The organism is Nocardia sp. CA-084685, assembly GCF_050955785.1.
Classification (GTDB): domain Bacteria; phylum Actinomycetota; class Actinomycetes; order Mycobacteriales; family Mycobacteriaceae; genus Nocardia.
The window spans coordinates 3,803,649-3,829,526 of record NZ_CP192094.1; the positions used below are offsets into that span (position 1 = coordinate 3,803,649).

General features: G+C 67.4%; 2 protein-coding genes. Both read left to right on the forward strand.

Annotated elements, in window-relative coordinates; translation table 11 throughout:
* The first annotated feature begins 577 nt into the window (after positions 1 to 577).
* Positions 578 to 25,009, forward strand: a complete 24,432-nt coding sequence (locus ACQP2U_RS17375; protein ID WP_433715610.1) for a non-ribosomal peptide synthase/polyketide synthase — start codon at positions 578 to 580, stop codon at positions 25,007 to 25,009.
* Positions 25,003 to 25,791: an FkbM family methyltransferase gene (locus ACQP2U_RS17380; protein WP_433715611.1), complete on the forward strand. Its 789-nt coding sequence runs from the start codon at positions 25,003 to 25,005 to the stop codon at positions 25,789 to 25,791. Before ACQP2U_RS17375 ends, ACQP2U_RS17380 begins: the two co-directional genes overlap by 7 nt.
* The last annotated feature ends 87 nt before the right edge of the window (positions 25,792 to 25,878 follow it).

Genomic DNA, 25,878 nt, shown 5'->3' on the forward strand with positions numbered 1-25,878 from the left:
AATGGGTACGGTGCAGCGGGTTTCCATATACCGCGGCCGCAGCAGTCTCCTACGTCGGTATCGGCGCGGAGATGTTGTGAGCATGTTGTCTTTTCGACCGACGAAGGGGCAGAATAATGTTCGAAGCGGCAGTCGCCCGGGCTCGGGCCAACTTTGGGGTGACGTCCCGAACCGAGGTGGGGCACGGGAATCGGACGATCCGACCAGACAAATCTCGTCCGAATCCGGACATAGCGTACGTGGTATGACACGTTCGGTCGCGTGTGCAATGACCCGCTCGTGCATGGGTTTCCGGACCGAAACTCGCTGCAGTGGTATATAGCCGCGCCGCCGTCACGGCAAATTTGTTGTTCGATAGGGTCGGGGGACAGGGGGTCGCAGTACCTTTGACGGGCGCCGATGCAAGGCTGTATCCATCGGGGAGCGGCCGGTTTTTTGTGCTGCCATTCGCAACGTAGATGAGGTGCATATGTAGGTGCATCCGTAAGTCGCAATGCATGTTCGGGAAATGCCGGGCACGGGCAGGATTTTTGTTGGGCGCTGTTCTCGTGTCCGGAATTCTAGGAGGGGTTAGACGATGAGTTCGAATTCAGCCACAAATGCCGACCGAGATCCGGATCTGATTCCGCTTACGAGGGCGCAGTACGGAATGTGGCTCGCGAACAACCTTCCGGGCGGCCCGAACGTCAATATCGCGCACTACGTCGAGATCCAGGGACCGATCGACTACGCCGTGTTCACCAAGGCGGTCAACGTTGCCGGCCACGAGACCGAGTCGCTCGTGGTCCGTGTGGTCGAATCCGGCGGTCATCCTTACCAGTTCGTCGATCGCAGCATCGCCTACGAAGAACCGTTGTTGGATCTCAGCGCCGAAGACGATCCGTACGCGGCGGCGATGGAATGGATGCGCCGGGACTACAACACCAAGGCGACCGATCTGGCACGCGACCGGCTCGCCGCGACGAAACTGATCCGGCTCGGCGAGGACCGGTATCTATGGTACGCACGCGCCCATCACCTGGTGATCGATGGTTTTGGCGCGTTCAATGCCTTGAAGCGGGTGGCCGAGCACTACAACGCGCTGCTGGAGGACAGGCCGCCCGCCCGGCTGGTGGCTGCCCGGCTGGCCGACATCATCACGGTGGAGCAGGAGTATCGCACAGGTCCCCGATTCGGCAAGGATAGGGCGTACTGGCTCGCCAAGGTCGCCGATCTGCCGCCGAAGACGAGTCTGTCCGGTCGCACCGCGAAATGGAGCGAGGACGACCGCTTCGCCGGTCGGCGGCTGCCGTCGGCGCTGACCGCCGGGCTCGACCGTTTCGCCGAGGATCTGGACGCCTCGCCCGCCCAGGTGCTCGGGGCCGCCTTCGCCGCGTTCCTCGCCCGCATGACCGACACCGACGACGTCGTCTTGTCGCTGCCGGTGACCGGACGGGTGACGATGCGTCTGCGCAACGCCGCCGCGATGTTGGCGAATATGGTGCCGATCCGATTCGCCGTGGACGCGACGACCACCGTGGAAGGTCTGATTCGCGCGTCGGTGTCCGAGCTCGTCCTGGCGATGCGGCATCAGCTCTACCGGTTCGAGGATCTGCGCCGCGATTCCGAGGCGTTGGACCCGGCCGCGACCTCATTCGGTCCGATCGTCAACATCCTGTTCTTCGATTCCGAGATTCGCCTCGGTTCGGCGGTGGGCCGCTACCGCGCCTTGACCTCTGGAGCCCTGGACGATCTGCAGCTGAACCTGTACCGCTCCGGGGTCGACGCGCCGCTGCTCATCGAACTGCACGGCAATGCCAATCTTTACAGTCAGGACGAACTCGACCTGCACACCAGTCGATTCGTCGACTTCCTGCAGCGCATGATCACCGCGCCCGTCGATACCCCCGTGGTCGACATCCCGCTCGGCGACCCCGCAGAGCAGCAGCGCATCCTCGGTGAACTCGCTGGCCGCGACGGCGTGGCGACCGCCGCCACGCTCGTCGATATGCTGACCCGGCAGGCCGCGGCCACTCCGTCCGCGATCGCCGTTACCGCGGGCACGACCGCCCTGACCTACCGCGAGCTGGACGAGCGTTCGAACCGGTTCGCCCGCACGCTCATCGCCCGCGGCGCGGGGCCGGAATCGCTGGTGGCCATCGCGATGCCGCGTGCGGCCGATCTGATCGTCGTGGCGCTGGCCGTGTTGAAGTCGGGTGCCGGATATCTGCCGCTGGATCTGGCGCATCCGGTCGATCGACTCGGCTATGTGCTGCACGACGCGGATCCGGTCGCGGTCGTGACAAGACGAGATCTGCTCGATCGAGTGCCCGCCGATCCGGGGCGAGTGGTGCTGTTCGACGACGAACGGGAAGCCGAGACCGCGCCTGCGATTGCCGATGCCGATCGCATCCGCCCGCTGCGCCCCGACAACATCGCCTACGTTATCTACACCTCCGGATCGACGGGACGGCCGAAAGGCGTGCCGATTACCCACCGCGCGGTGGCCACCTACCTGATGAACGCCTGTGCCGACATCGGAATCCGCACCGACGACGTCTGGACGTTGTTCCATTCGTTCGCGTTCGACTATTCGGTATGGGAGATCTTCGGCGCGCTGGTTACCGGCGGTCGCGTGGTCGTGGTGGACGGCCCGACCACGCGTTCGCCCGACGACGTGGTGCGGCTGGTGGCGCGCGAGGGGGTGAGTGTCTTCAGCCAAACACCCTCGGCTTTCGAGCAATTCGTGACCGCGCGTGCGCGCTATGCGGATGCGGGCGAGCCCGACGGTGAGCTTGGGCTGCGGCTGGTCGTTCTCTCCGGCGAAGCGCTCGATCCGGCTGGTTTGGCGGCCTGGTACCGGCACAATCCGAACCTGCCCGTGCTGGCCAACAGCTACGGCATCACCGAGACAACCGTCTTCGTCACCTATCTGGAGCTGACGCCGGACATCGCCGCGCCGGGGGCGCCGAGCACGATCGGGCGGCCGCTGCCGGGATTGCGGGTCTACATCCTCGATGAGCACTTGCGCCCGGTGCCGCTGGGGGCATGGGGCCAGATCTACGTCGCGGGTGGCCAACTCGCCCGCGGCTACCTCGACCGTCCCGGATTGACCGCGGGACGCTTCGTCGCCGATCCGTTCGGCCGCTCGGGCGAGCGGCTGTATCGCAGCGGCGATGTCGCTCGCCGAAACGCCAAGGGCGAGTTGGAGTATCGCGGTCGCGCCGACCAGCAGGTGCAGCTACGCGGCTTCCGGATCGAGCTGGACGAGATCCGCAGCGCGCTGCTGAGCCATGGCACGGTCGCGGCGGCGGCGGTCATCGTGCACCTGGCCGGGACGCAAGCGGCCCGGCTGGTCGCGTACGTCGGGCCCGCCGACGACGCGGTCTGCGAACCCGAGGCGCTGCGCGCGCACGTCGGGTCGCTGTTGCCGGCGTATATGGTCCCGGCGCATATCGTCGTTTTGCCGGCGTTGCCATTGACCGTCAACGGCAAAGTGGATTATCGGGCGCTGCCCGAGCCGGTCATCGATGCGGTCGCGGCGTATGTCGCGCCGAGCACCGTCGTCGAGGAGACCATCGCCGACGTCTTCGCCGAGGTTCTCGGTGTCGAGCGGATCGGTGTGTTGGACGACTTTTTCGAACTGGGCGGTAATTCGCTCACCGCGACCAGCGCCGCGGTGCGGATCACCGAGCTGACCCGCTGCGAGGTGGCGGTGCGCGACCTGTTCGGCAAGCCGACCGTCGCCCGACTCGCCGCCCATATCGCCGCCGGGCAGCACTACAGCCGCCCTGCCCTGCAGGCACAGCCACGTGTCGAGCCCATCCCGCTGGCACCGGCACAGAACCGGATCTGGCTGATCAATCAGGTGGATCCGACCTCGGCGGCCTACAACATTCCGCTGGTACTGCAGCTGACCGGACAGCTCGACGACACGGCGCTGCGTTCGGCGCTGACCGACCTGCTCCAACGACACGAATCCTTGCGCACCGTGTATCCGGCCGTGAATGGTCAAGGGACGCAGGTGATTCTGCCTGCCGAGCAGGTCGCCGCCGATCTCGACCCGACCCCGCGACCCACCGATCCCGACGAGCTCGAACATCGAATCCGCGAGTTGGCCTCGACCGGCACCGATGTACGCCGACGTCCGCCGATCCGGGTCGCGCTGTTCGCGTCCGCCGACCATCTACGACACACCTTGGTTGTCGTCCTGCATCACATCTGCTGCGACGGATCGTCGCTGCCACCGCTCGCGGCCGATTTCGCCGCGGCCTACCGAGCCAGGTCGCAGGGACGTGTGCCGGACTGGCAACCACTGAGCCTGCAGTACGCCGACTACAGCATCTGGCACCGCGACCTGCTCGGCGACGACAATGCTCCCGACTCGCTCGCGGCACGCCAATTGCGATATTGGACAACACAATTGGCAGGAATGGCACGACCACTCGAACTGCCCGCCGATCGTCGGCGCCCGGTTCGCCGATCCATGCTCGCCGACGTCGTCCACACCGTGATCCCGGCCGAGATACGCGCCGGGATCGAGCGGCTGGCGCGCGCGGCGAATGTCACCAACTTCATGGTTGTGCACGCTGCGGTGGCCACCTTGCTCGCCCGGCTGTCGGGCTCGCCCGACATTACTATCGGGACGCCGGTCGCAGGCCGCGGCGAGCGCGCGCTGAAACCGCTGATCGGCATGTTCGTCAACACGGTGCTGTTGCGTACCCAGCTGCGCGGCGACGAATCGTTCGCCGAGTTTCTGACCCGGGTCAAAGACATCGATATCGATGCCTTCGCCCACAGTGACCTGCCGTACGAACGTGTCGTGGAGGCGGTCGATGCGATGCCGTCGGCGGCGCACGACCCACTGTGCCCGGTGTACCTCGCCTTCGAGAACATGGACCGCCCGAGCCTGGCGCTGTCCGAGCTCTCCGTGGAGGTCCTGGAACCGGGGCCGCAACCGGCGAAGGTCGATCTCATCGTCACTGTCGCCGAGAACACCAGCGCCACAGGCGATCTCGGCCTGCGGATCAACTACGCCACGGACCTGTTCGATCGGACGACGGTCGAGGATATCGCCGGGCGGCTGAATCGGATCCTCGCGTCGGTCGTGTTGAATCCGCACGAGCGCCTGGGTGCGGTCGATGTGCTGTCGGCGCGTGAGCGAGCCGCGCTGGTGCCCGCGTCAGGTGGCGCTGCCGAGCAGCCGCGAGTGCTGGCGGAGTTGCTGACGGTCGAGAATCCGGACGCCGTAGCGATCGTGTCCGCGGAACGCACGTTGACGTTCGGGGAGTTGGATGTCCGGTCGAATCAGCTCGCTCGGTTGTTGATCGAGTGGGAAATAGGTCCGGACGACCAGGTCGCGCTGCTGCTGGGGCGGTCCGTGGAACTCGTGGTCGGGATGTGGGCGACGGCGAAGGCGGGTGCGGCTTTCGTCCCGGTGGATCCGCGCAATCCCGCCGATCGGGTCGCGCTCATGGTCGCGCAGGCGCAGGTGGTGCTGACGGCCGAAGCCGCCCAAGACCTGCTGCCGCCTTCGGTACCGCGGTTGCTGCTGGACGATCCGGGCAGTGAGATCTGCATCGCCGCACGATCCCCGGCCGCGGTGACCGATACCGATCGGATCCGGCCCTGCCGGTTCTCGAACGCGGCGTATGTGGTGTACACCTCGGGGTCGACGGGTGAGCCGAAGGGCGTCACTGTGACGCACGCGGGCTTGGCGAATTTCGCCGCCGAACAACGAGAACGCTATCGGATCGACAGTTCCGCGCGGGTGTTGCAGGTGGCGGCCCCTGGCTTCGACGCACTGGTTCTGGAACTGCTCATGGCACATCCCAACGGTGCCGCGCTTGTGGTGTCGCCACCGGATGTCTTCGCCGGGGACAGGTTGGCGGAATTGATTCGTACGCAACGGGTTACGCATGCATTTATCACGCCCAGCGTGCTCGCGACCATGTCGCCCGATGGTGCGGACTCCTTGCAGGATCTGGTGGCCGGCGGCGAGGCGGTTTCGGCGCAAACGGCCGCGGTGTGGAGTCCGGGCCGTCGGTTGTTCAATGGGTACGGGCCGACCGAGACCACGATCATGGTCGCGATCAGCGATTCGCTGCGCGCCGATACCCGCGTCACGATCGGTGGCCCGATCCGCGGTGTCACGGCCTTGGTATTGGACGAGAATCTGCAGCCGGTGCCGGTCGGGGTCACGGGACAGCTGTACATCTGCGGCATTCACCTCGCTCGCGGCTACCTCGCTCGGCCCGCGGAGACCGCGTCGGCGTTCGTGGCCGATCCGTTCGGTAAGCCCGGTGCCCGAATGTACCGAACCGGCGACCTCGCCCGCTGGACGCCCGAGCACACGTTGGAATACCTCGGGCGCACCGACTTCCAGGTGAAGATCCGCGGCCAGCGCATCGAACTCGGCGAAATCGAAGCCGTTCTCGCCGGGTATCCGACCGTGGCGGCGGCGGTGGCGGTCAGTGTGGCCACGGAGAGCGGGCCGAGACTGGCCGCCTACGTCACGCCGACGATCGATGCCGTCGACGCCGCGGAGCTGCGGGCCCACGCCGCGCAACACCTGCCGTCGCATATGGTTCCGGACGCGGTGACAGTGCTCGACGCGCTGCCGCTGACCTCGGTGGGCAAGGTCGACCGCGCGGCATTGCCCGCGCCGGTGTTCACCACCGAGACCGAATTCGTCGCGCCGCGCGACGCGGCCGAGCAGATCGTCGCCGATGTGTGCGCCGCTGTGCTCGGCCTCGATCGCGTCGGCGTCCTGGACAACTTCTTCGACCTCGGCGGCAACTCCCTGTCGGCCACGCGGCTGGCGGCGCGGCTGAGCGCCGTATTCGGCGTCGATGTTCCGCTGCACACCGTCTTCGATGCGCCCACCCTCGCGGCATTCGCGCAGACTCTGAATGCGATCGAGGCGCCCGCGCGGGAACCGCTGGTTGCGCAGGAGCGGCCGGCACGGATTCCGCTCTCGCCCGCCCAGGCCCGGATGTGGTTCCTCAATCAGTTCGACACGAGTTCGGCGCTGTACAACATCGCACTGGTCGTGGGCATGTCGGGACCACTCGACGTGGCCGCGCTGCGCGCGACGATCGCCGATGTGCTCGACCGCCACGAAGCGCTGCGCACCGTCTATCCGGACAGCGACAGTGGACCACATCAGCTGATCGTGCCGGTGCGGGAGGGGATGCCCACGCTGGAGCCGATCGAGGTGGGGGTCGATGACGTCGAGGCCCACCTCGCCGCGGCTGCCGCGGCCGGATTCGACGTCACCCGCGAGATCCCGCTGCGAATCACGTTGCTGCGCAGCGCCCGCGAGCAGCACACTCTGGTCCTCATCGTCCATCACATCAGCTTCGACGGGTCCTCGCTCGCACCGCTGGCCGCGGACCTGGTGACCGCCTACAACGCCCGCATGCGGCAGCAGGCGCCGCAGTGGCCGCCGCTACCCGTGCAGTACGTCGATTACGCGCTGTGGCAACGGAAATGGCTCGGCGCCGAGAACGAGCAGAATTCTCCGGCCGCCACCCAGATCGAGTATTGGCGAACGGCACTGGCAGATCTGCCCGAAGTGCTCGACCTGCCCACCGATCGGCCGCGCCCGGCCCGGCAGTCGTTCCGCGGTGCGACGATGTCGGCGATGCTGCCCGCCGACCTCGGCCGCGACATCGTCGCGCTGGCCCGCCGCCGCGACGTGACAGTCTTCATGGTGCTGCACACCGCGTATGCCGCACTGCTGGCCCGGCTTTCTGGAACCGGCGACATCGCCGTCGGCACACCGATCGCCGGACGCGGCGAACCGGGACTCGAGCGCCTGATCGGCATGTTCGTCAACACGTTGGTGCTGCGCACCCGCATCGAGCCCGGCGCGTCCTTCCTGCAGATCCTGGAGCAGGTGCGGGCGAGGGATCTGGCCGCCTTCGACCACGCCGACATTCCGTTCGAGCGGATCGTCGAGGTGCTGAATCCGCCCCGCACGACGGCACATGCGCCGTTGACACAGGTCGGATTCTCGTTCCACAACATCGAGATTCCCACCGTGGAATTCGAGGGCCTGACCGTGTCGGCGCGAGCCGCCGATCCGAGCGTGGCCAAATACGATCTGCATCTCAATCTCGTCGACACCGCGGGCCGTGATGGTGAATCGGGCGAGATGGCCGTCGAATTCGGTTATGCGACAGATCTTTTCGATGAGGCAACGATCACCTCCATGTTCGAACGATTCGTGCTGCTGCTGCGGGCGATGGTCGTCGATCCTGCCCGAGCGGTAGGCGATGTCGATCTGCTGACCATGCAGGAAGCATGCGAGCTGGTCGTGCGGGAGACCGGGGGGACGACCCCACTGCCGTCGACGACCGTCGCGGACCTGTTCGCCGTCCAGGCCGCGGCGACGCCGGATCGCACCGCCGTACTCGACGCCGAAGACGGCGCGCGGCTCAGTTACCGGGAATTCGCGGCACGGGTCAACGCGCTTGCCCGCGCGTTGATCGGACGGGGGGTGGGCCCGGAAATCGTTGTGGGCGTGGCAATGCGGCGCTCGGTCGACCTGCTGATCACGCTGTATGCCATCCACGCGGCCGGCGCGGCGTATCTGCCCCTGGACCAGGACCATCCACGCGATCGCGTGCGCGCCGTGCTGACTGCTGCGCGGCCGAGGGTGGTGCTCACCCGTCCCGGCGACGACGCGAATCTGCCCGACCGCGTTCCGGTATGGACGCTCGCGGATCTCGACGCCGAACACGAGGATCCAGCGCCGGTGACCGACGCCGATCGGCTCGGGCCGCTGCATCCGGAAAATCTGGCCTATGTCATCTATACCTCCGGTTCGACCGGGGTGCCGAAGGGAGTGGCGATATCGCATGCCGCAGTGGTCAATCAGCTGCGCTGGCTGCGTGAGCACTACCACCTCGGCGACGATGTCATGCTCTTGCGCACACCGGTCACGTTCGATCTTTCGGTCTGGGAGTTGTTCTGCCCCTTGGTATCCGGCGCGAAGTTGGTTGTCGCGGGTACCAACGGTAGCGGCGATCCGGATGCGGTCGCCCGGCTGATCGCCGAACATCACGTGACCACAGTCGATTTCGTGCCGTCGCTGCTGTCGGTGTTCCAGGAGACGGCCATCGGCCGCGAATTCCCGGATCTGCGGCGGGTGCTGTGCATCGGCGAAACACTGCCGGCCGAAACCGTCAGGCGATTGCGGGATGTCAGCAACGCGGGCATCGACAACCTGTACGGGCCGACCGAGGCCGCGGTCAGTGTCACCGCGTACCACGTCGACGGGGTGGACGGGGCCGCCGTGCCGATCGGCGTTCCCGTGCCGAATGTGATTGTGCACGTGCTGGATTCGCGACTGCACCCGGTTCCGACGGGAGTGACCGGCGAGCTGTATCTGGGCGGCGTCCAGCTGGCCCGCGGGTACCACCACCGGCCGGGTCTGACGGCGGCGACGTTCGTCGCGGACCCGTTCGACCGCGCGCACGCAACCCGCCTATACCGTACCGGCGATCTGGTTCACTGGGGCAAGGACGGCAGCCTGCGTTATGTCGGCCGCGCCGACGACCAGGTGAAGATTCGCGGACTGCGCATCGAACTGGGCGATATCGAGGCCGCCCTGCTCGGGCACACCCAGGTGAGCGCGGCCGTCGCCCGAGTGCACCCCGGCCGTGACGAGCAACGACTGGTCGCCTATGTTGTCACCCAGGAAGCCTTGGACACCAAGCAGATTCGACGTTTTCTGCTGGAGAGATTGCCGGCCTACATGGTGCCGTCGGCGATCGTCCGGATCGACGCCGTGCCACTGACGGCCAACGGCAAGGTCGACTATCGGGCCCTGCCCGAACCGGAGCCGAGCGACCACGAGCCCGGTTACCGGGCACCGCGCTCGCTAGTGGAGCAGGCCGTGGCCGGGGTCTTCGCCGAGCTGCTCGGCCTGCCCGCCGTCGGCGCGGACGACGACTTCTTCGACCTGGGTGGGAATTCGCTGGTGGCCACGCGCGCGCTGAGCCGGATCGGGGCCGTCGTGGATGCGACCGTGCCGGTGCGGATGATTTTCGAGGCCCCCACCGTCGCCGAGTTGGCCGAACGCATCGCACAACTACGTGGGGTGCCCGCGCTGCCCGCCCCGACGTCGCAGCCGAGGCCGCAGCACCTGCCCTTGTCGACAGCCCAGGCCCGGATGTGGTTCATCAACCAATTCGATTTCCAGGCACCGGGTTACGTAGTGCCGCTGGCGATTCGGCTCGATGGCCGGCTCGACATCGAAGCGCTCGCAGTGGCCGTCGGAGACGTCGTCGCCCGGCACGAGAGCTTGCGGACCATGTATCCGGCCGTCGACGGCACGCCCACACAGGTGGTGTTGGCCGCGGCCGATGTCGTCGCGGGCGTGGATCTCACTCCGCAGCGGATCGAGGAGCGTGAGTTGGCCCCCCGGCTGGCGGCGTTGTCGACCACCGGATTCGATGTTTCGAAGGGCGTGCCGCTGCGGGGAGCGCTGTATCAGCTATCGGATACGGTCTGGGTGGTCGCGGTGGCCGTGCACCACATCAGTTGCGACGGCTATTCGGTGGCACCGCTCGCCGCCGATATCGTGACCGCCTATCGGGCACGGACCAGTGGAAACCTTCCGGATTGGGCGCCGCTCACCGTCCAATTCGCCGATTACGCTCTGTGGCAGCGCGAGGTACTCGGCTCGCCCGCCGACCCCGACTCGCCCGTGTCCCGCGATATCGCCTACTGGCGAACGCGACTGGCAGGGATCCCCGAACTGCTCGAGCTGCCGACCGATCGGCCGCGTCCGGTCGAGCAGACCCACCACGGCGCGGTGCTGCAGGTCGAGATTTCAGCCGAGCTGCAGGGCCGGGTGGAGGCATTGGCCCAGCGAGCCAGGGCCACGACATTCATGGTCGTGCACACCGCACTCGCGGTGCTGCTGTCGCGGCTTTCTGGCAGCGACGACATCACGATCGGCGTGCCGCACGCTGGTCGCGGACATCGGGCGCTCGACCACCTCGTCGGGATGTTCGTCAACACCTTAGTACTGCGCACCCGTATCACGCTCGAACAGACTTGCGCCGACCTGCTGGATGCGGTGCGCCACAACGACATCGAGGCCTTCGACCATGCCACCGTGCCGTTCGAGCAGTTGGTGGAGGCGCTGAATCCGGCACGGTCGACGGCACACGCGCCGTTGTTCCAGGTGATGCTCGCCTACCAGAACATGATGCGGGCGCACGTGGAACTTCCTGGGCTCACCATCGAGACCATCGACCCGGGTGACAGTGCCGCGATCTACGACCTGCTGCTCATGATGACCGAGGAGCATGGGCCCGACAACGAGCCGACCGGCATGACGCTGCGCCTGACCTACGCCACCGACCTGTTCGATGCCGACAGCGCGCGGCGTTTCGCCGATCGGTTCGTGCGCCTGCTCGACGGTCTCACGATCGACGCCGATTCGCCGATCGGCGACATCGATCTACTCGATGACGGCGAGCGGCAGCTGGTGTTCGACCGCTGGAACGATACCGGCGGCCCCGTATCGGCGGGTCGCACGCTGGTGGACGCCTTTGCCAACCAGGTCGAACGCACCCCGGATGCCCCGGCGATTCGGGTTCCGGACGGCGAGGCGCTGACCTACCGGGAGTTCGCCGCACGTGTCAACCGGTTGGCCAGGTGGCTCATCTCCCGCGGCGCACGACCGGAAACCATTGTGGCGGTCAGTATTCGGCGCTCGATCGAGCTCGTCACCGCACTGTATTCGGTGGTCGAGGCGGGTGCTACCTTCCTGCCGATCGACCCGGACCAACCGAGTGCGCGCATCGCCGGCGTGCTCGGCGCGGCACGTCCGCTGCTGGTGCTCACCACCTCGGTGGACGACGCTGGCCTGCCAGCGGGATTCGACCGCGTTCGCCTCGATCGACTGGAGATGGCCGAACTGTCCGGCGCCCCGATCACCGATGCGGAACGGTGCGCGCCGCTGCGCCCGGAGAACGTGGCCTATGTGCTGTTCACCTCCGGCTCCACCGGCGTTCCCAAAGGCGTGTCCCTGACGCACGCCGCGACCATGAGTCAATTGGCGTGGGCGCAGCAGCAGTGGCCGCACACCGTCTCCGATACGGTGCTGCACAAAACGCCGATCACCTTCGACATCGCCGTGTGGGAGTTGTTCTGGCCGTTGCAAGTCGGCGCGCAAATCGTGGTGGCCGAACCCGGAGGGCACCGGGACCCGGCCTACCTCGCCGGTCTGATCGCGAACCACGACGTCAGCACGGTGCACTTCGTGCCGTCGATGCTCGACGTCCTGCTCGAAGCCGAAGACTATACCGAATTACCTTCCATCCGAAGAATTTTCGTCGCAGGAGAGGCGCTGGCGCAGCACACCGTCGATGCCGCGGTACGCGTGTTCCCGGAGGCCGAGGTGCTGAACTGGTACGGCCCGGCGGAGGCGGAGGTGGTCACGGCCGCGCGTTGCCTGCCGGGTGCGCGGACCCCGGCGACGGTCCCGATCGGCGCGCCCGTGGCGGGCATGCGGGTTTACGTGCTCGACAAACGGCTGCAACCGGCGCCCGTCGGTGTCGTCGGCGATCTGTACGTCTCGGGTGTGCAGGTGGCGCGCGGGTATCACGCTCGGGCCGACCTCACCTGCGCCGCCTTCCTCGCGCACCCGTTCGGGGCGCACGGGGAGCGCATGTATCGCACGGGTGACCTGGTGCGCTGGACGCGCAATGGTGAGCTGGAATACCGGGGCCGCAGCGATTTCCAGGTGAAGGTGCGCGGTCAGCGGGTGGAGCCGGGCGATATCGAAGCGGCGGCGTGCGCGCTGCCGGAGGTGGCTCGTGCAGTCGCCGTCGCGACTTCCGGACAGATCATCGCCTACGTGACGCTCGTGCCCGCAGCGGTGACCGACGGGCCCACGATCCGCGAGCAGCTTTCGCACGTGCTGCCGTCGTATCTGGTGCCGGCTCACGTCGAGATGCTCGATGCCATGCCGCTCAGCTCGAACGGCAAACTCGACCGCGCCGCCTTGCCGGCGCCGACATTCGACGACGCAGCGGAATTCGTCCCGGCCCGCACCGAACGCGAAGCGGCACTGGCCGATATCGTCGCCGCGGTCACCGGTAGCGAGCGAGTGAGCGTGCGGGCGAACCTTTTCGACATCGGTGTGGATTCCCTGTCGGCCGTTCGGATCGCCGCACGGGCCGAGACGGCGCTCGGTGTAGAAGTCGGCATCCGCGATATTTTCGAGGAACCGACCGTCATCGGTTTGGCGGCACGGCTGGCGCAGCGGACGCGGACGGCGTTGATCCCGCTCGCGCCGCGGCCGCGCCCGGCGACGATCCCACTGGCTATGGCGCAACGCCGGTTGTGGTTCATCAACCAGTTCGACACCGCCTCAGCGGCCTACAACATCAGTTTCACGGCCCGGTTGACCGGCGCGCTGGACATCGAGGCGCTGCGGGCGGCATTCGGCGATGTGGTCGCTCGGCACGAGCCGTTGCGGACGGTGTATCCAATAGTCGGCGGCGAGCCGTGTCAGGTCGTGCGGGATGTGACGAACGTGGTCGACGGCTCTGGTCTGGATCCGGAGCCGGTCGCCGACGAGACCGTGCTGGCCGAGCGGATATGGCAGACCGTCGAGACCGGCTTCGATGTCGCGCGCGCGGTGCCCCTGCGAGTACGGCTGTATCGCACCGGTCCCGACGAGCATGTGCTGGCACTGGTCGTCCATCACATCGCCGCCGATGGCGCATCGATGGCGCCGTTGGCGCGCGACATATTCGCCGCGTATCGCGCCCGAGTGAAAGGTGCAGCGCCGCAATGGAAACCGCTGCGCGTCCAGTACGCCGACTATGCGATGTGGCAGCGGGAGGTCCTCGGCGCCGAGGACGATCCGTCGTCGGTGATCGCGCGGCAGATCCCCTATTGGACCGACGCTCTCGCCGACGCCCCGGAGCTGCTCGACCTGCCGACCGACCACCCTCGGCCCGCGACCATGTCGATGGTCGGCGGCACCGTTCGCTTCGACATCCCGCAGCGGCTGCACGACGGGGTCGTGCGGCTGGCCCGTCGCGAGGGTGTCACCGTCTTCGTGGTGCTGCACGCCGCGCTCGCGATCGTGCTGGCGCGCACCGCACATACCGACGACGTGTCGGTCGGTACGCCGGTCGCGGGCCGGGGCAGCCCGGCGCTGGAGGATCTCGTCGGCATGTTCGTCAACACGGTGGTGCTGCGCACGCCGATCCGCGACGATCGGTCGTTCCGGCAACTCGTGGCCGAGGTCCGCGGCATCGACCTCGAGGCGCTCGCGCATGCGGATCTACCCTACGAACGATTGGTCGACGTGCTCGACCGGCCCCGGTCGACAGCGTATACGCCGCTGTATCAGGTGCTGTTCGGATTGCAGAACAGCGCCGCTGCCCCGTTCGAGCTGTCCGACGTCGATGTCGAACTGCTCGATCCTGGTGCCGCCCAAGCCAAGACAGACCTCATGGTGTTGCTTACCGAACATCTCGACGGTGCTCGGACCGCCGGGATCGAGGGCGAAATTATCTATGCGACAGATCTTTTCGTGGAATCGTCGGCGGCAGGGCTGGCCGAGCGGTTCCTCCGGGTGCTCGATGCGGTTGTGGCCGATCCGACCCAGCCGATAGGTGATATCTCACTGATCGGTGTGGCGGAGGCCGAACGGCTGATTCCGGCGCGCGGCGGCGACGCCCCCGTGCCGCGTCTGCTGCCCGATCTGCTGAGCTCGGCCGTGGCAACGACCCCCGAGGCGATCGCCCTCATCGACGGCACCCGCACCCTCAGCTACGGCGAGCTCGACCGCCGCGCCAATCAGCTTGCCGCGCAGCTGCTTTCCTGGGGCGCGGGGCCGGGGATGTGCGCCGCGCTGGTCGTGCCGCGCTCGGCCGACTATCACGTCGCCATGTGGGCGATCATGAAGACCGGGGCCACGTTCGTGCCGGTGGACCTGCGTTATCCGCCGGAGCGGATCGCATATCTGCTGGACGATTCCGGTGCCGATATCGGCGTCACGGTCGCGGCCGCGCGGCCGTCCGTCTCGGACGGCGTCCGCTGGCTGGTGCTCGACGACCCGGACACAGTCGCCCAGATCGCCGCGCGTCCCAGCCACTCCGTGTCGGACGCGAATCGTCCTCGCGCCCTTCGGATTCGGGATGCGGCATATGTGATCTACACGTCGGGTTCGACCGGCACGCCGAAGGGCGTGGTGGTCACCCACGAAGGGCTGGCGGCGTTCGCGGCCGAGCAGCGTGAGCGCTATCGGGTTGAACCGACCTCGCGCGTGCTGCAAGCCGCGGCACCCGCATTCGACGCGGTACTGCTCGAAGCCTTGATGGCGCATGCGGCCGGAGCGGCATTGGTGGTGTCGCCACCGGAGGTGCTCGGCGGCGCGGCCATGACCGAACTGATCCGGACCCATCGGGTGACACATGCGTTCCTGACACCGAGTGTGCTGGCGACGATGTCGCCCGGTGAGTTGGATTCGGTGCGGACGCTGGCGGTCGGCGGTGAAAAGGTGGCGCAGGATCTGATCGCCGCCTGGGCGGTCGGGCGGCGGCTGCACCACGTCTACGGCCCGACCGAGACGACGATCGTGATCACGATCAGCGACCCCGTGCAGCCGGGGCAGGTGCTCACCATCGGCGGACCGATTCGCGGTGCCGAGGCGGTGGCACTGGACGCGCGGCTGCGGCCGGTGCCGATCGGAGTGCCCGGGGAACTGTATTTCTCCGGGGCCGCGCTGGCCCGCGGTTATCTGAATCGTCCTGGAACAACGGCACGTTCGTTCGTGGCCAACCCATACGGTGCGCCGGGTTCGCGGATGTACCGCACCGGCGATATCGTCCGCTGGACCGCCCAGGGCACGCTGCAGTACGTCGGCCGCCTCGATTTCCAGATCAAGATTCGCGGCCAGCGCGTCGAACTGGGCGAGATCGACGCTGCGCTGCTGACCCATCCGGCGGTCGCCACCGTGGTAACCGTGAGTCGCCGAGGCCCCAGCGGTCACCCGGTGCTCGCCGCGTACATCACGGCCGAACCCGCAACGGTCGTCGAACCGAGCGCGGTGCTCGATCACGTGGCTACCGCCCTGCCCGCGCACATGGTGCCGGCGACGATCACGGTACTCGATCACCTGCCGCTCACCTCGTCCGGCAAGGTGGATCGAGAAGCATTGCCCGAGCCGGTTTTCGAGACCACCGAAGACGCCGCGGTCGCCGCGTCGACCGACCTGGAACGCTCCATCGCCGCTGCCTTCGCCGACGTCCTGTGCGTCACCACAGTGGGCGCGACGACCTCCTTCTTCGCGCTTGGCGGCGACTCCATCATGTCGATCCAGCTGGCCGCGCGCCTGAAGTCCGCGGGGATCACCGTGACGGCCCGCGACATCTTCGAGCACAAGACGGTTCGCGGGCTCGCGCAGGTCGCTCGGGCCGCCGAACGGGCGACTCTGGTCGAGCTGCCCGGCGGTGGTGTGGGCGATATTCCGTGGACGCCGATCGTGTCCTGGTTCGTCGAGCGACTAGGGGCGCCGGCTCGGTTCGCGCAGTCGATGCTGGTGCGTCTGCCGCGTGACGCGCGCGTCGAGGACGTGGTCTCGACCGTGCGGGCGATCATCGAACACCACGATGTGCTGCGGTCGCGGCTCGACGGGCAACGCTGGGAGGTGTTCCCCCCGAGCGCCGCCGACGCCACCGGTTCGGTCTCTGTGCGGAGTTTCGGCGCCGACGAGGCGCCGGGCAGCGCCGGTTTCACCGCCTTGGTGGAAGCGGCGTCCGCCGCCGCGTACGACCGGCTCGATCCGGCTGCGGACAGGCTGGTGCACGTCGTGTGCCTACTGCCCGAATCCGGTGTGGATGCCGAGGGCCGGGCACTGATCGTGATCCATCACGTGGCCGTCGATGCGGTGTCGTGGCGAATCCTGCTGCCGGACTTCGTGACTGCCTGGCAGCAGATCACCCGGGGCCGGGCGGTCGAGCTTCCCGCATCGGGCACCTCCATGCGTCGGTGGGCGCACGCCTTGATCACCGCGGCGGCCGAGCGCGCCGGGGAAGTCGAGTTTTGGCAGCGGATCGGTTCGGCACCGGATCCGCTGCTCGGGCGTGCGGAGCTGGATCCCGCACGGGACACCCAGGCGACTGTGCGCGAGCTGACCGTGTCGCTCCCGGTGGAGGTGACCTCGGCATTGCTCGACGCGGTGCCCCACGCCATGCGTGGCAGCTTCGATGATGTGCTGCTGGCCGGGCTCGCCGTCGCGCTGACGCGCTGGCGCAGGCGTCGCGGCGACACGCACGCGGGCATGAAGGTCCTGCTGGAAGGGCACGGCCGCGAGGAACAGATCGCCGCAGGCGCCGACCTCTCGCGCACCGTCGGCTGGTTCACCACACGCTATCCGGCTGTGCTCGAGCTGAGCGGCATCGATCCAGCGGATCTGCGCGCGGCGGTGAAATCGGTCAAGGATCAGCTGCGCGCCATCCCGGACAAGGGCATCGGCTACGGTCTGCTGCGCTATCTGAACCCCGCCACGGCCGACCGGCTCGCCGCGCTGCCCGAACCGCAGATCAGTGTCAACTATCTCGGCCGGGTGGGCGTCGACCTCGCGACACTGTCGGATCTGCCGTGGGCACCCACCGACGAACGCTTCGACCGCCGGGCCGCCTTCGATCCGGACATGCCCGCGGCCGCGGTGCTCACGATCGACGTGAACATCGTCGATGCCGCGGCCGGACCGCGGCTATCGGCCTATGTCGGCTACGCCTCGCGGCTGCTCGATCACGACGACGTTGCCGAACTCACCGACGAATGGGTCGATGCCCTGACCGCGATCGCGGCCCGTACGGCCGATGATTGGGGACTGTCGCGGGCCGACGTTCCGCTCGTCGACCTCACCCAGCGAGATCTGGACGAATTCGCCGACCGGTACGCGCCGCTGAGCGAAGTGTGGCCATTGGCACCGCTGCAGGCGGGTCTCCTGTTCCACGCCGAGATCGCCGCGGGCGGACTCGACGTCTACCTCGCGCAGTCGGCGCTCACCCTGACCGGCACGATCGACGAGAACCGGCTCGAGCGCGCCGCGCGGGCCCTGCTCGCCCGCCACCCCAACCTGCGGGCCGCCTTCACTCGCACTGCCGAAGGCGTTGCAGTACAAGTGATTCCAACCGATACCGCGGTGCCGTGGCGCAGCATCACGCTGTCCGGCGACACACCGGATCTGAACGAGGTGATCGACGCGGAGCGGGCGACCGGATTCGATCCGGCCCATCCACCACTGCTGCGGTTCCTGCTGATCACGGTGCGCCCGCACGAGTTCCGGCTGCTGGTGACCGCGCATCACCTGCTGCTCGACGGCTGGTCGTTGCCGCTGCTGTGGCGTGAGCTCATCGCGTTGTACGCCGCGGACGCACAGCCGCAGTTGCTGCCCGCTGCCGCGTCCTACCGCGACTATCTGGAATGGCTCGCGCGACGTGACCGCACCGCGAGCGTCGAGGTGTGGCGAGACGCGCTACGCCAAGTCAGCGAGCCGACACTGATCGCCGGTGCGCGCACCGAGACATCCGCGACCATTCCTATCGATGTGACGATTGATCTCGATCGCGATACGACAGCGGAGTTGGCGGACTTCGCCCGCACCCACTCGGTCACGATGGCGACGATGGTGCAGTTCGCCTGGGCGGTGGTGCTGAGCAATCTGCTCGGCACCGACACCGTGGTGTTCGGCAGTACGGTATCCGGCCGTCCCGCCGACGTGCCCGGGGTCGAGTCGATGATCGGTCTGTTCATCAACACGATTCCGGTCGCCGCCGACGTCCGCCGGGACCGGACCATCACGGAAACGCTGACGCGACTGCAGGCCGACAACACCCGGCTGCTGGACCACCACTACCTCGAACTGCCGCAGATCTTGGCGGCCGTGGACGCCGTCGCTCTGTTCGACACCCTCGTCGTCTTCGAGTCCTACCCCGTCGACAGCAGCGGATTGGCCGACGCCGACATCGACGGGATGCGGGTGATCGCGGCGGACGGCCGCGATGCCGCGCACTACCCGATCACCGTGCAGGCCCACCACACCGACACGCTGCACGTGCGCCTGCGCTATCAGCCGGATTACGTCGATGACGAGACGGCATCCGGTCTCGCCACCCGACTCGACACCGTGCTGCGCGCGATCACGCCCGATCCGCACGCGCGGCTGGATTCGGTGGATCTGTTGTCGGTGACCGAGCGACGGGAGTTGGTGCCCGCAACGGGCGGCAGTCCCGGCGCGCCACAGCTCGCGGCCGAGTTGTTCGCTGCGGGCCTGGGCGTGAATCCCGATGCGGCAGCGCTGCTTTCGGGTCGGTGCACGATGTCCTACGCCGAGTTGGACGCCCGGTCGAACCAGGTGGCGCGGCAGTTGATCGAGTGGGGTGTCGGCCCCGGTGATCAGGTCGCGCTGGCGCTGGGCCGGTCGGCGGAGTTCGTGGTGGGCCTGTGGGCGGTGACCAAAACGGGTGCGGCGTTCCTGCCGATCGATCCGCGCAATCCGGCAGAGCGCGTGGCACATATGGTCGCAGACGCCCGCGTGCGGGTCGCGCTCACTGTCACGGCGTTCCGGGATCTGCTTCCCGACGCGGTGCGCCCGCTGGTCCTCGACGATTCGGACACCGAGGCGGCCATCGCGGCGAAGTCCGCAGCGGCGGTCACCGATACCGAGCGCTTGCGGACGCCACGGATCCAAGACGCGGCATATGTGATCTACACCTCGGGGTCCACCGGGCTTCCGAAGGGTGTCGAGGTCACCCACGCCGGGCTGGCGAATTTCGCTGCGGTCGTGCGTGACCGCTTCGGGGTGGACACCCGGTCGCGTGTGCTGCACGCCGCAGGTACCGGTTTCGATGTGATGTTCCTGGAAGTTCTGCTTGCGCACACCAGCGGCGCATTGCTGGTAGTCGCGGAACCGGATGCGTTCGCCGGGGACGAGTTGGCGGAACTTATTCGCACGCAACAGGTTTCGCATGCATTCCTGACCCCCAGTGTGCTGGCCACCATGGTGCCGGCCGGGATGGATTCGTTGCGCGTGCTGGTGGCCGGCGGCGAGGCGGTGACACCGGAATTGGTCACGGTGTGGGCGCCGGGCAGGCGGTTGTTGAACGGATACGGACCGACCGAAACCACGATTCTGGCCGGGATCAGCGATGCGTTGCTTCCCGGCGATGTGGTGACGATCGGTGGACCGATTCGCGGTGTCGAGGCCGTCGTCCTCGATCGGTGGCTGCGGCCGGTGCCGGTCGGGGTGGTGGGCGAGTTGTACCTCGCGGGCAGCCAGCTGGCCCGCGGGTATCTGAACCGGCCCGGTGCCACCGCCGGGTCCTTCGTGGCGAATCCGTTCGGCGCGCCGGGCGCGCGCATGTACCGCACCGGCGATCTGGCCCGCTGGCACACCGACCACGCCGTGGAGTATCTCGGCCGCCGCGATTTCCAGGTCAAGATCCGCGGTCAACGCATCGAACTCGGCGAAATCGAAGCCGTACTGTCCGAATATCCCGGCGTCGACCACGCGGTGGTCGTGCCGCGCACCGATGTGAGCGGCGCCGACCGGCTCGTCGGCTATCTGGTCGGCGACGGCCGCATCGATCCGAGCGCCGTAAAGGCCGCGGCCCGGCGGCACCTGCCAGCGCACATGGTGCCCGACCTGCTCGTGCCGCTGACCGAACTCCCGCTCAGCGGGACCGGCAAGCTCGATCGGGCGGCACTGCCCGCACCGCAATTCCCGGACGAACGGGAACGGATCGCCCCCCGCACCGAGACCGAACAGCGCATCGCGGATGTTTTCGGCGAAGTCCTGGGTATCGGCGCGGTGGGCGCGACGGATAGCTTCTTCGACCTCGGTGGCAATTCGCTGTCGGCGACGCGGGCGGTCGCGCGATTGCGCACGGCACTCGGGGTGATCGTCGGTATCAGAGACCTGTTCGACGCACCGACCGTCGCCGACCTGGCCGTGCATCTCAGCACGGCCGAGCGCCAGCTCGCGGTGCCGCCGACACCGCGCACCCGCCCGGCGCACGTGCCGCTGTCCCCGGCCCAACAGCGGATGTGGTTCCTCAACCAGTTCGACACCTCGGTCGGCGGCTACAACATTCCGCTGGTGATCCGGCTGCGCGGCGAACTCGACATCGATGCGCTACGGCAGGCGTGCGCGTTGGTCATCGACCGGCATGAGTCGCTGCGCACCCTGTTCCCGATGATCAACGGAATGCCCGGCCAGGTCATCGTCGATGCCGCTGAGGTGGCGCCGGCGCTGACCCCGATCCGGGTCGATGAACAGCAGGTGCTCGCGCGGGCGGCGGCGGTGGTCTCCGCGGGGTTCGATGTGACCCAGGCACCGCCGGTACGAGCCGAATTGCTCGCCCTCGACGAACGCGATCATGTGCTGGTGATCTGCGTGCACCACATCTGCGCCGACGGGCAGTCGATGATGCCGCTCGCACGGGATGTGGCGGTGGCTTACGAGGCGAGTCAGCAAGGGAGGCAACCGAACTGGCCACCGTTGCGGATCCAGTACGCCGACTATGCGTTGTGGCAGCGCGAGGTGCTCGGTGACGAGCACGATCCGGATTCGCTGCTCTCGCAGCAGCTGGGATTCTGGACCGACACCCTCGCCGGGCTGCCCGAACTGCTCGAGCTGCCGACCGATCTGCCGCGGCCGCCAGTGGCGTCCATGCGCGCCCGCACGGTCGATTTCGAGCTGTCCGCCGAGTTGCATACCCGCATCGACGCACTCGCCCGCACGGCCAACGCCACGGTGTTCATGGTTCTGCATACCGCGTTGAACGTACTGTTGGCACGGCTGGCCGGTGTGGACGATGTGGCGGTCGGTACCCCGATGGCCGGTCGTGGCGATCGCGAACTCGACGATCTGATCGGCATGTTCGTCAACACGCTGGTGTTGCGGTCGCGGGTGTCGTCTCGACAGCCGTTCGACGAGTTGCTCGCCGCCACCCGCGAAACGGATCTGGCCGCGTTCGCGCACGCCGATGTGCCGTTCGAGCAGGTTGTGGAGGTGGTGAATCCGCGCCGGTCGACCGCGCATATGCCGCTGTATCAGGTGACCCTCGACGTCCAGGATCTCAGCGCGGCCGCGTTGGAGCTGGCGGGGCTCACCGTCGAGCCGATCGAAGCAGGCTTCGATCAGGCCCGCGCGGATCTGAACGTGAAACTCGTCGAACAGTTCGATGCTGGCGGCGCACCGAGCGGCATGGCCGGACGCTTGACCTTCGCCGCCGATCTGTTCATCGAGCAGACGATGTCTCGTTTCGCGCGCGCGTTCAGCCGAATCCTGGAGCAGGCGACGGTGAATCCGGCTGTTGCCGTTGGCGATATCGACATCGTGGATCCCGACCAGCGGCAGGCGGTGCTGGCGGCCGCGGGAGCGGACGGCGGCGCGGTCGCGGAAGTCACTCTGGCCGAGCTCTTCACCGCCCGGGTCTCGGCCCAGCCCGATGCGATCGCGGCCACAGACGGCGTGTCGCAGGTGAGTTATGCGGAATTGGATCGGCGCGCGACCCGGCTGGCCGTTCGGCTCACCGAGCACGGTGTTGGCCCGGAAACCCTGGTGGCCGTGGCGTTGCCGCGTTCGGTCGATCTGGTCGTGGGGCTGCTCGCGGTGGTTCGCGCGGGTGCGGGATATCTGCCGCTGGATATGGCCAACCCTGCGCAGCGTTTGCGGTTCATCCTCGATGACGCGCGTCCGGCCGCGGTGTTGACTTCGGCCGAGTTGGCAACGGACATACCGGAATACGCGGCACCGACGGTCCTGATCGAACAGACCCCAGACGTGGTCTCGGACCGCGCGTTACCCGCGGCCGCACAGCCGGACAACCTCGCCTATGTGATCTACACCTCGGGGTCGACCGGTACGCCGAAGGGCGTGGCCATCAGCCACCGCGAAGCCGTCACCTTGTTCACCCACGCCACCGAGCGATTCGATCTGCGCCCCGACGACGTGTGGACGCTGTTCCATTCCTACGCCTTCGATTTCGCGGTGTGGGAGATGTGGGGCGCGCTGCTGAGCGGCGGCCGGGTGGTCGTCGTCGACGACACCACCTCCCGGTCGCCGGAGGCGTTGGTGGAACTGGTGGCGCGCGAGCGGGTCACGGTGTTGAGCCAAACGCCTTCGGCGTTTTATGGATTCGTGGACGCCGAGCGTCGATACCGCGAATCCGGCTGCGGCTGTGGCGATCTCGTGCTGCGGTATGTCGTCTTCGGTGGCGAGGCATTGGATGCGAAGCGGTTGACCGGCTGGTTCGCCGCACACCAGCCCGGGTCGCCGCGATTGATCAACATGTACGGGATCACCGAGACGACCGTGCACGTGACCTTCGCCGAGGTCGACGGCGCGGACGCGTCCGGGATCGGCGCCGGGCTGCCGGGACTACGGGTATATGTGCTCGACGACCGGCTGCGGTCCGTGCCGATCGGTGTTCGTGGCGAAATCTATATCGCCGGAGGGCAACTCGCGCGCGGCTACCTGCGAGCGCCCGCGTTGACGGCGAGCCGTTTCGTGGCGAACCCATTCGATCCGCACGGCGGCCGGTTGTATCGCACCGGCGACGTCGGGCGCTGGCTCGAGATCGCCGATGGGCGGCTCGAATTGACCTACCTCGGCCGGGCCGATGCGCAGGTGCAGTTGCGTGGGTACCGAATCGAACTGGGCGAGGTGGAGGCGGCGCTGCTGCGGCATCCTACGGTGTCGCGGGCCGCTGTGGCGGTGCACCGTCACGAGCGCGAGGTGGATCAGCTGATCGGCTACGTTGTGGGCGGCGACGGGCAGCGAATCGATCCGGGCCAGGTCCGCGCGGTCGCCGCCGAAGTGCTGACCAGTTATATGGTGCCGTCGGTAGTCATGGTCCTGCCCGATCTGCCGCTGACGGTCAACGGGAAGCTGGATCGGAAAGCATTGCCAGCGCCCGATTTCGAAGGATCGGTCCAGCGGTTCGTCGCGCCGCGCACGCACACCGAGAAGGTGCTCACCGAGGTGTACGCCCAGGTCCTGGGAGCGTCGCGGGTAGGGGTAACCGATGGGTTCTTCGATTTGGGCGGCAATTCGCTGCTGGCCACCATGGCGGTGACCGAGTTGAGCGCTCGCGGTGTGACGATCGAATTGCCCTGGATGTTCGAGGATGCGACGCCGGAATCTCTGGCGCGCCGGGCCGACGACGCGGACGGCGACTCGGGGCTGAAGGTGCTGCTGGCGCTGCGTGGGAGTGGATCCGGACCGGCGGTTTTCGCCGTGCACCCGGCGGGCGGTCTGGCGTGGTTCTACGGCGGCCTCGTCGAACATCTGCATCCGGATCGCCCGGTGTTCGGGTTGCAGGATCCGCACGTCGTGTCCGGCGAACCGGATGCGCGGTCGGTCGATGAACTGGCCGACCGCTATGTGGCCGAGATTCGCCGCGTACAACCCACGGGTCCGTATCACCTGCTCGGCTGGTCGTTGGGCGGGCAGATCGCGCACGCCATGGCGGTCCGGTTGCAACGCGACGGCGACCAGGTCGGCATGCTGGCCCTGCTCGACTGCGCCGCCGAGGCACCGCCGCAATCGGCGCCGAACGACCAGCCCGCACCGGGACAGCTGATGGCCGATCTGCTCGGCGGCTGGCGGGAGCTGTTCGGCATCGACGACGAGCTGCGGGCGAGTAGCCATGAACAGGCCTGGAACATCATCCGCGACCAAGTGGTCGCGACCGGCCTGTTCAGTGCCGAGCAGACCGAGCGGGTGATGGAGAGCTTCCGGACCGCGAGCGATATCTCCGCCGCGCACCGGCCACGGCTGTTCGACGGCGACCTGGTGTTCTTCACCGCTGGAAAAGACCACGCGGACCACGGCGGGCTGGTCCACACGTGGCGGCCCTACGTCAGCGGCGCGGTGCACAACGTCGTTATCGACGCCCGCCACCTCGAGCTGAGTCATCCGCATGCGCTGGCCACCATCGGCCCTGTCCTGGAAAGGTTCATGGAAAAATGCTGACCACTTTGCAGCAACTGCATCTCGATGACGGCAGAACGGTGACCTGCACCAGCCCGGCCGAGGCCCGCATGTTGTGGGGCGAGACGACCTCGAGACGCGGATTCTACCGACGCGCCGCCGAACGTCTTCGGCCCGGCGATATCGCCCTGGATATCGGCGCGAACATCGGCCTGACCGCGATGATGTTCGCCGACGCCTGCCCCGGCATCCAGGTCATCGCCGTCGAGCCCGTGCCGATGACCTTTCGCTGCTTGGACCGCAACATCGCCGCGTATGTCCCGGGCGGGATTTCCCTGCGAATCGCGGTCAGCGCGACGCCCGGCGTCCGGCCGTTCACCTGGTACCCTCGCGCAACGGCGAACTCCGGTTTCTTCGCCGACCGCGAGGCGGACGACCAAGCCACCCGGACTTATCTGCGCAATTGCGGCCTGGACGACAAGGCCATCGCGCTCATCACGAATGGGCTGCATGATGGCGAGCCCTTGGAGGTCGAGGTCACCACCGTCTCGGCGATACTCGACGAATACTGCCGCGACAGGGAGATCGGCCTGCTCAAAGTCGATGTCGAGCGGGCTGAGTTGGATGTCTTGCACGGCATCACCGATGCGGACTGGCGACGTATGCACGCTGTCGTCGCCGAGGTCCACGACCTCGACGGCCGCCTGCAAGAAGTCCGCGAACTATTCGATCAGCACGGTATGTCGGTGCAAACCCAGCAGGATCCGCGTTTGATCGGAACCGAAATACACGAGGTGTTCGCGACCAGGCCTCATGCCGACTGAGGTAGTCACGTGCGGCAGCGTTTCGAACTCTCCCGGGAATTTTCGTGCCGTACGGCGAGTTCTCCGAACGGCACGAAACCCGGTGTT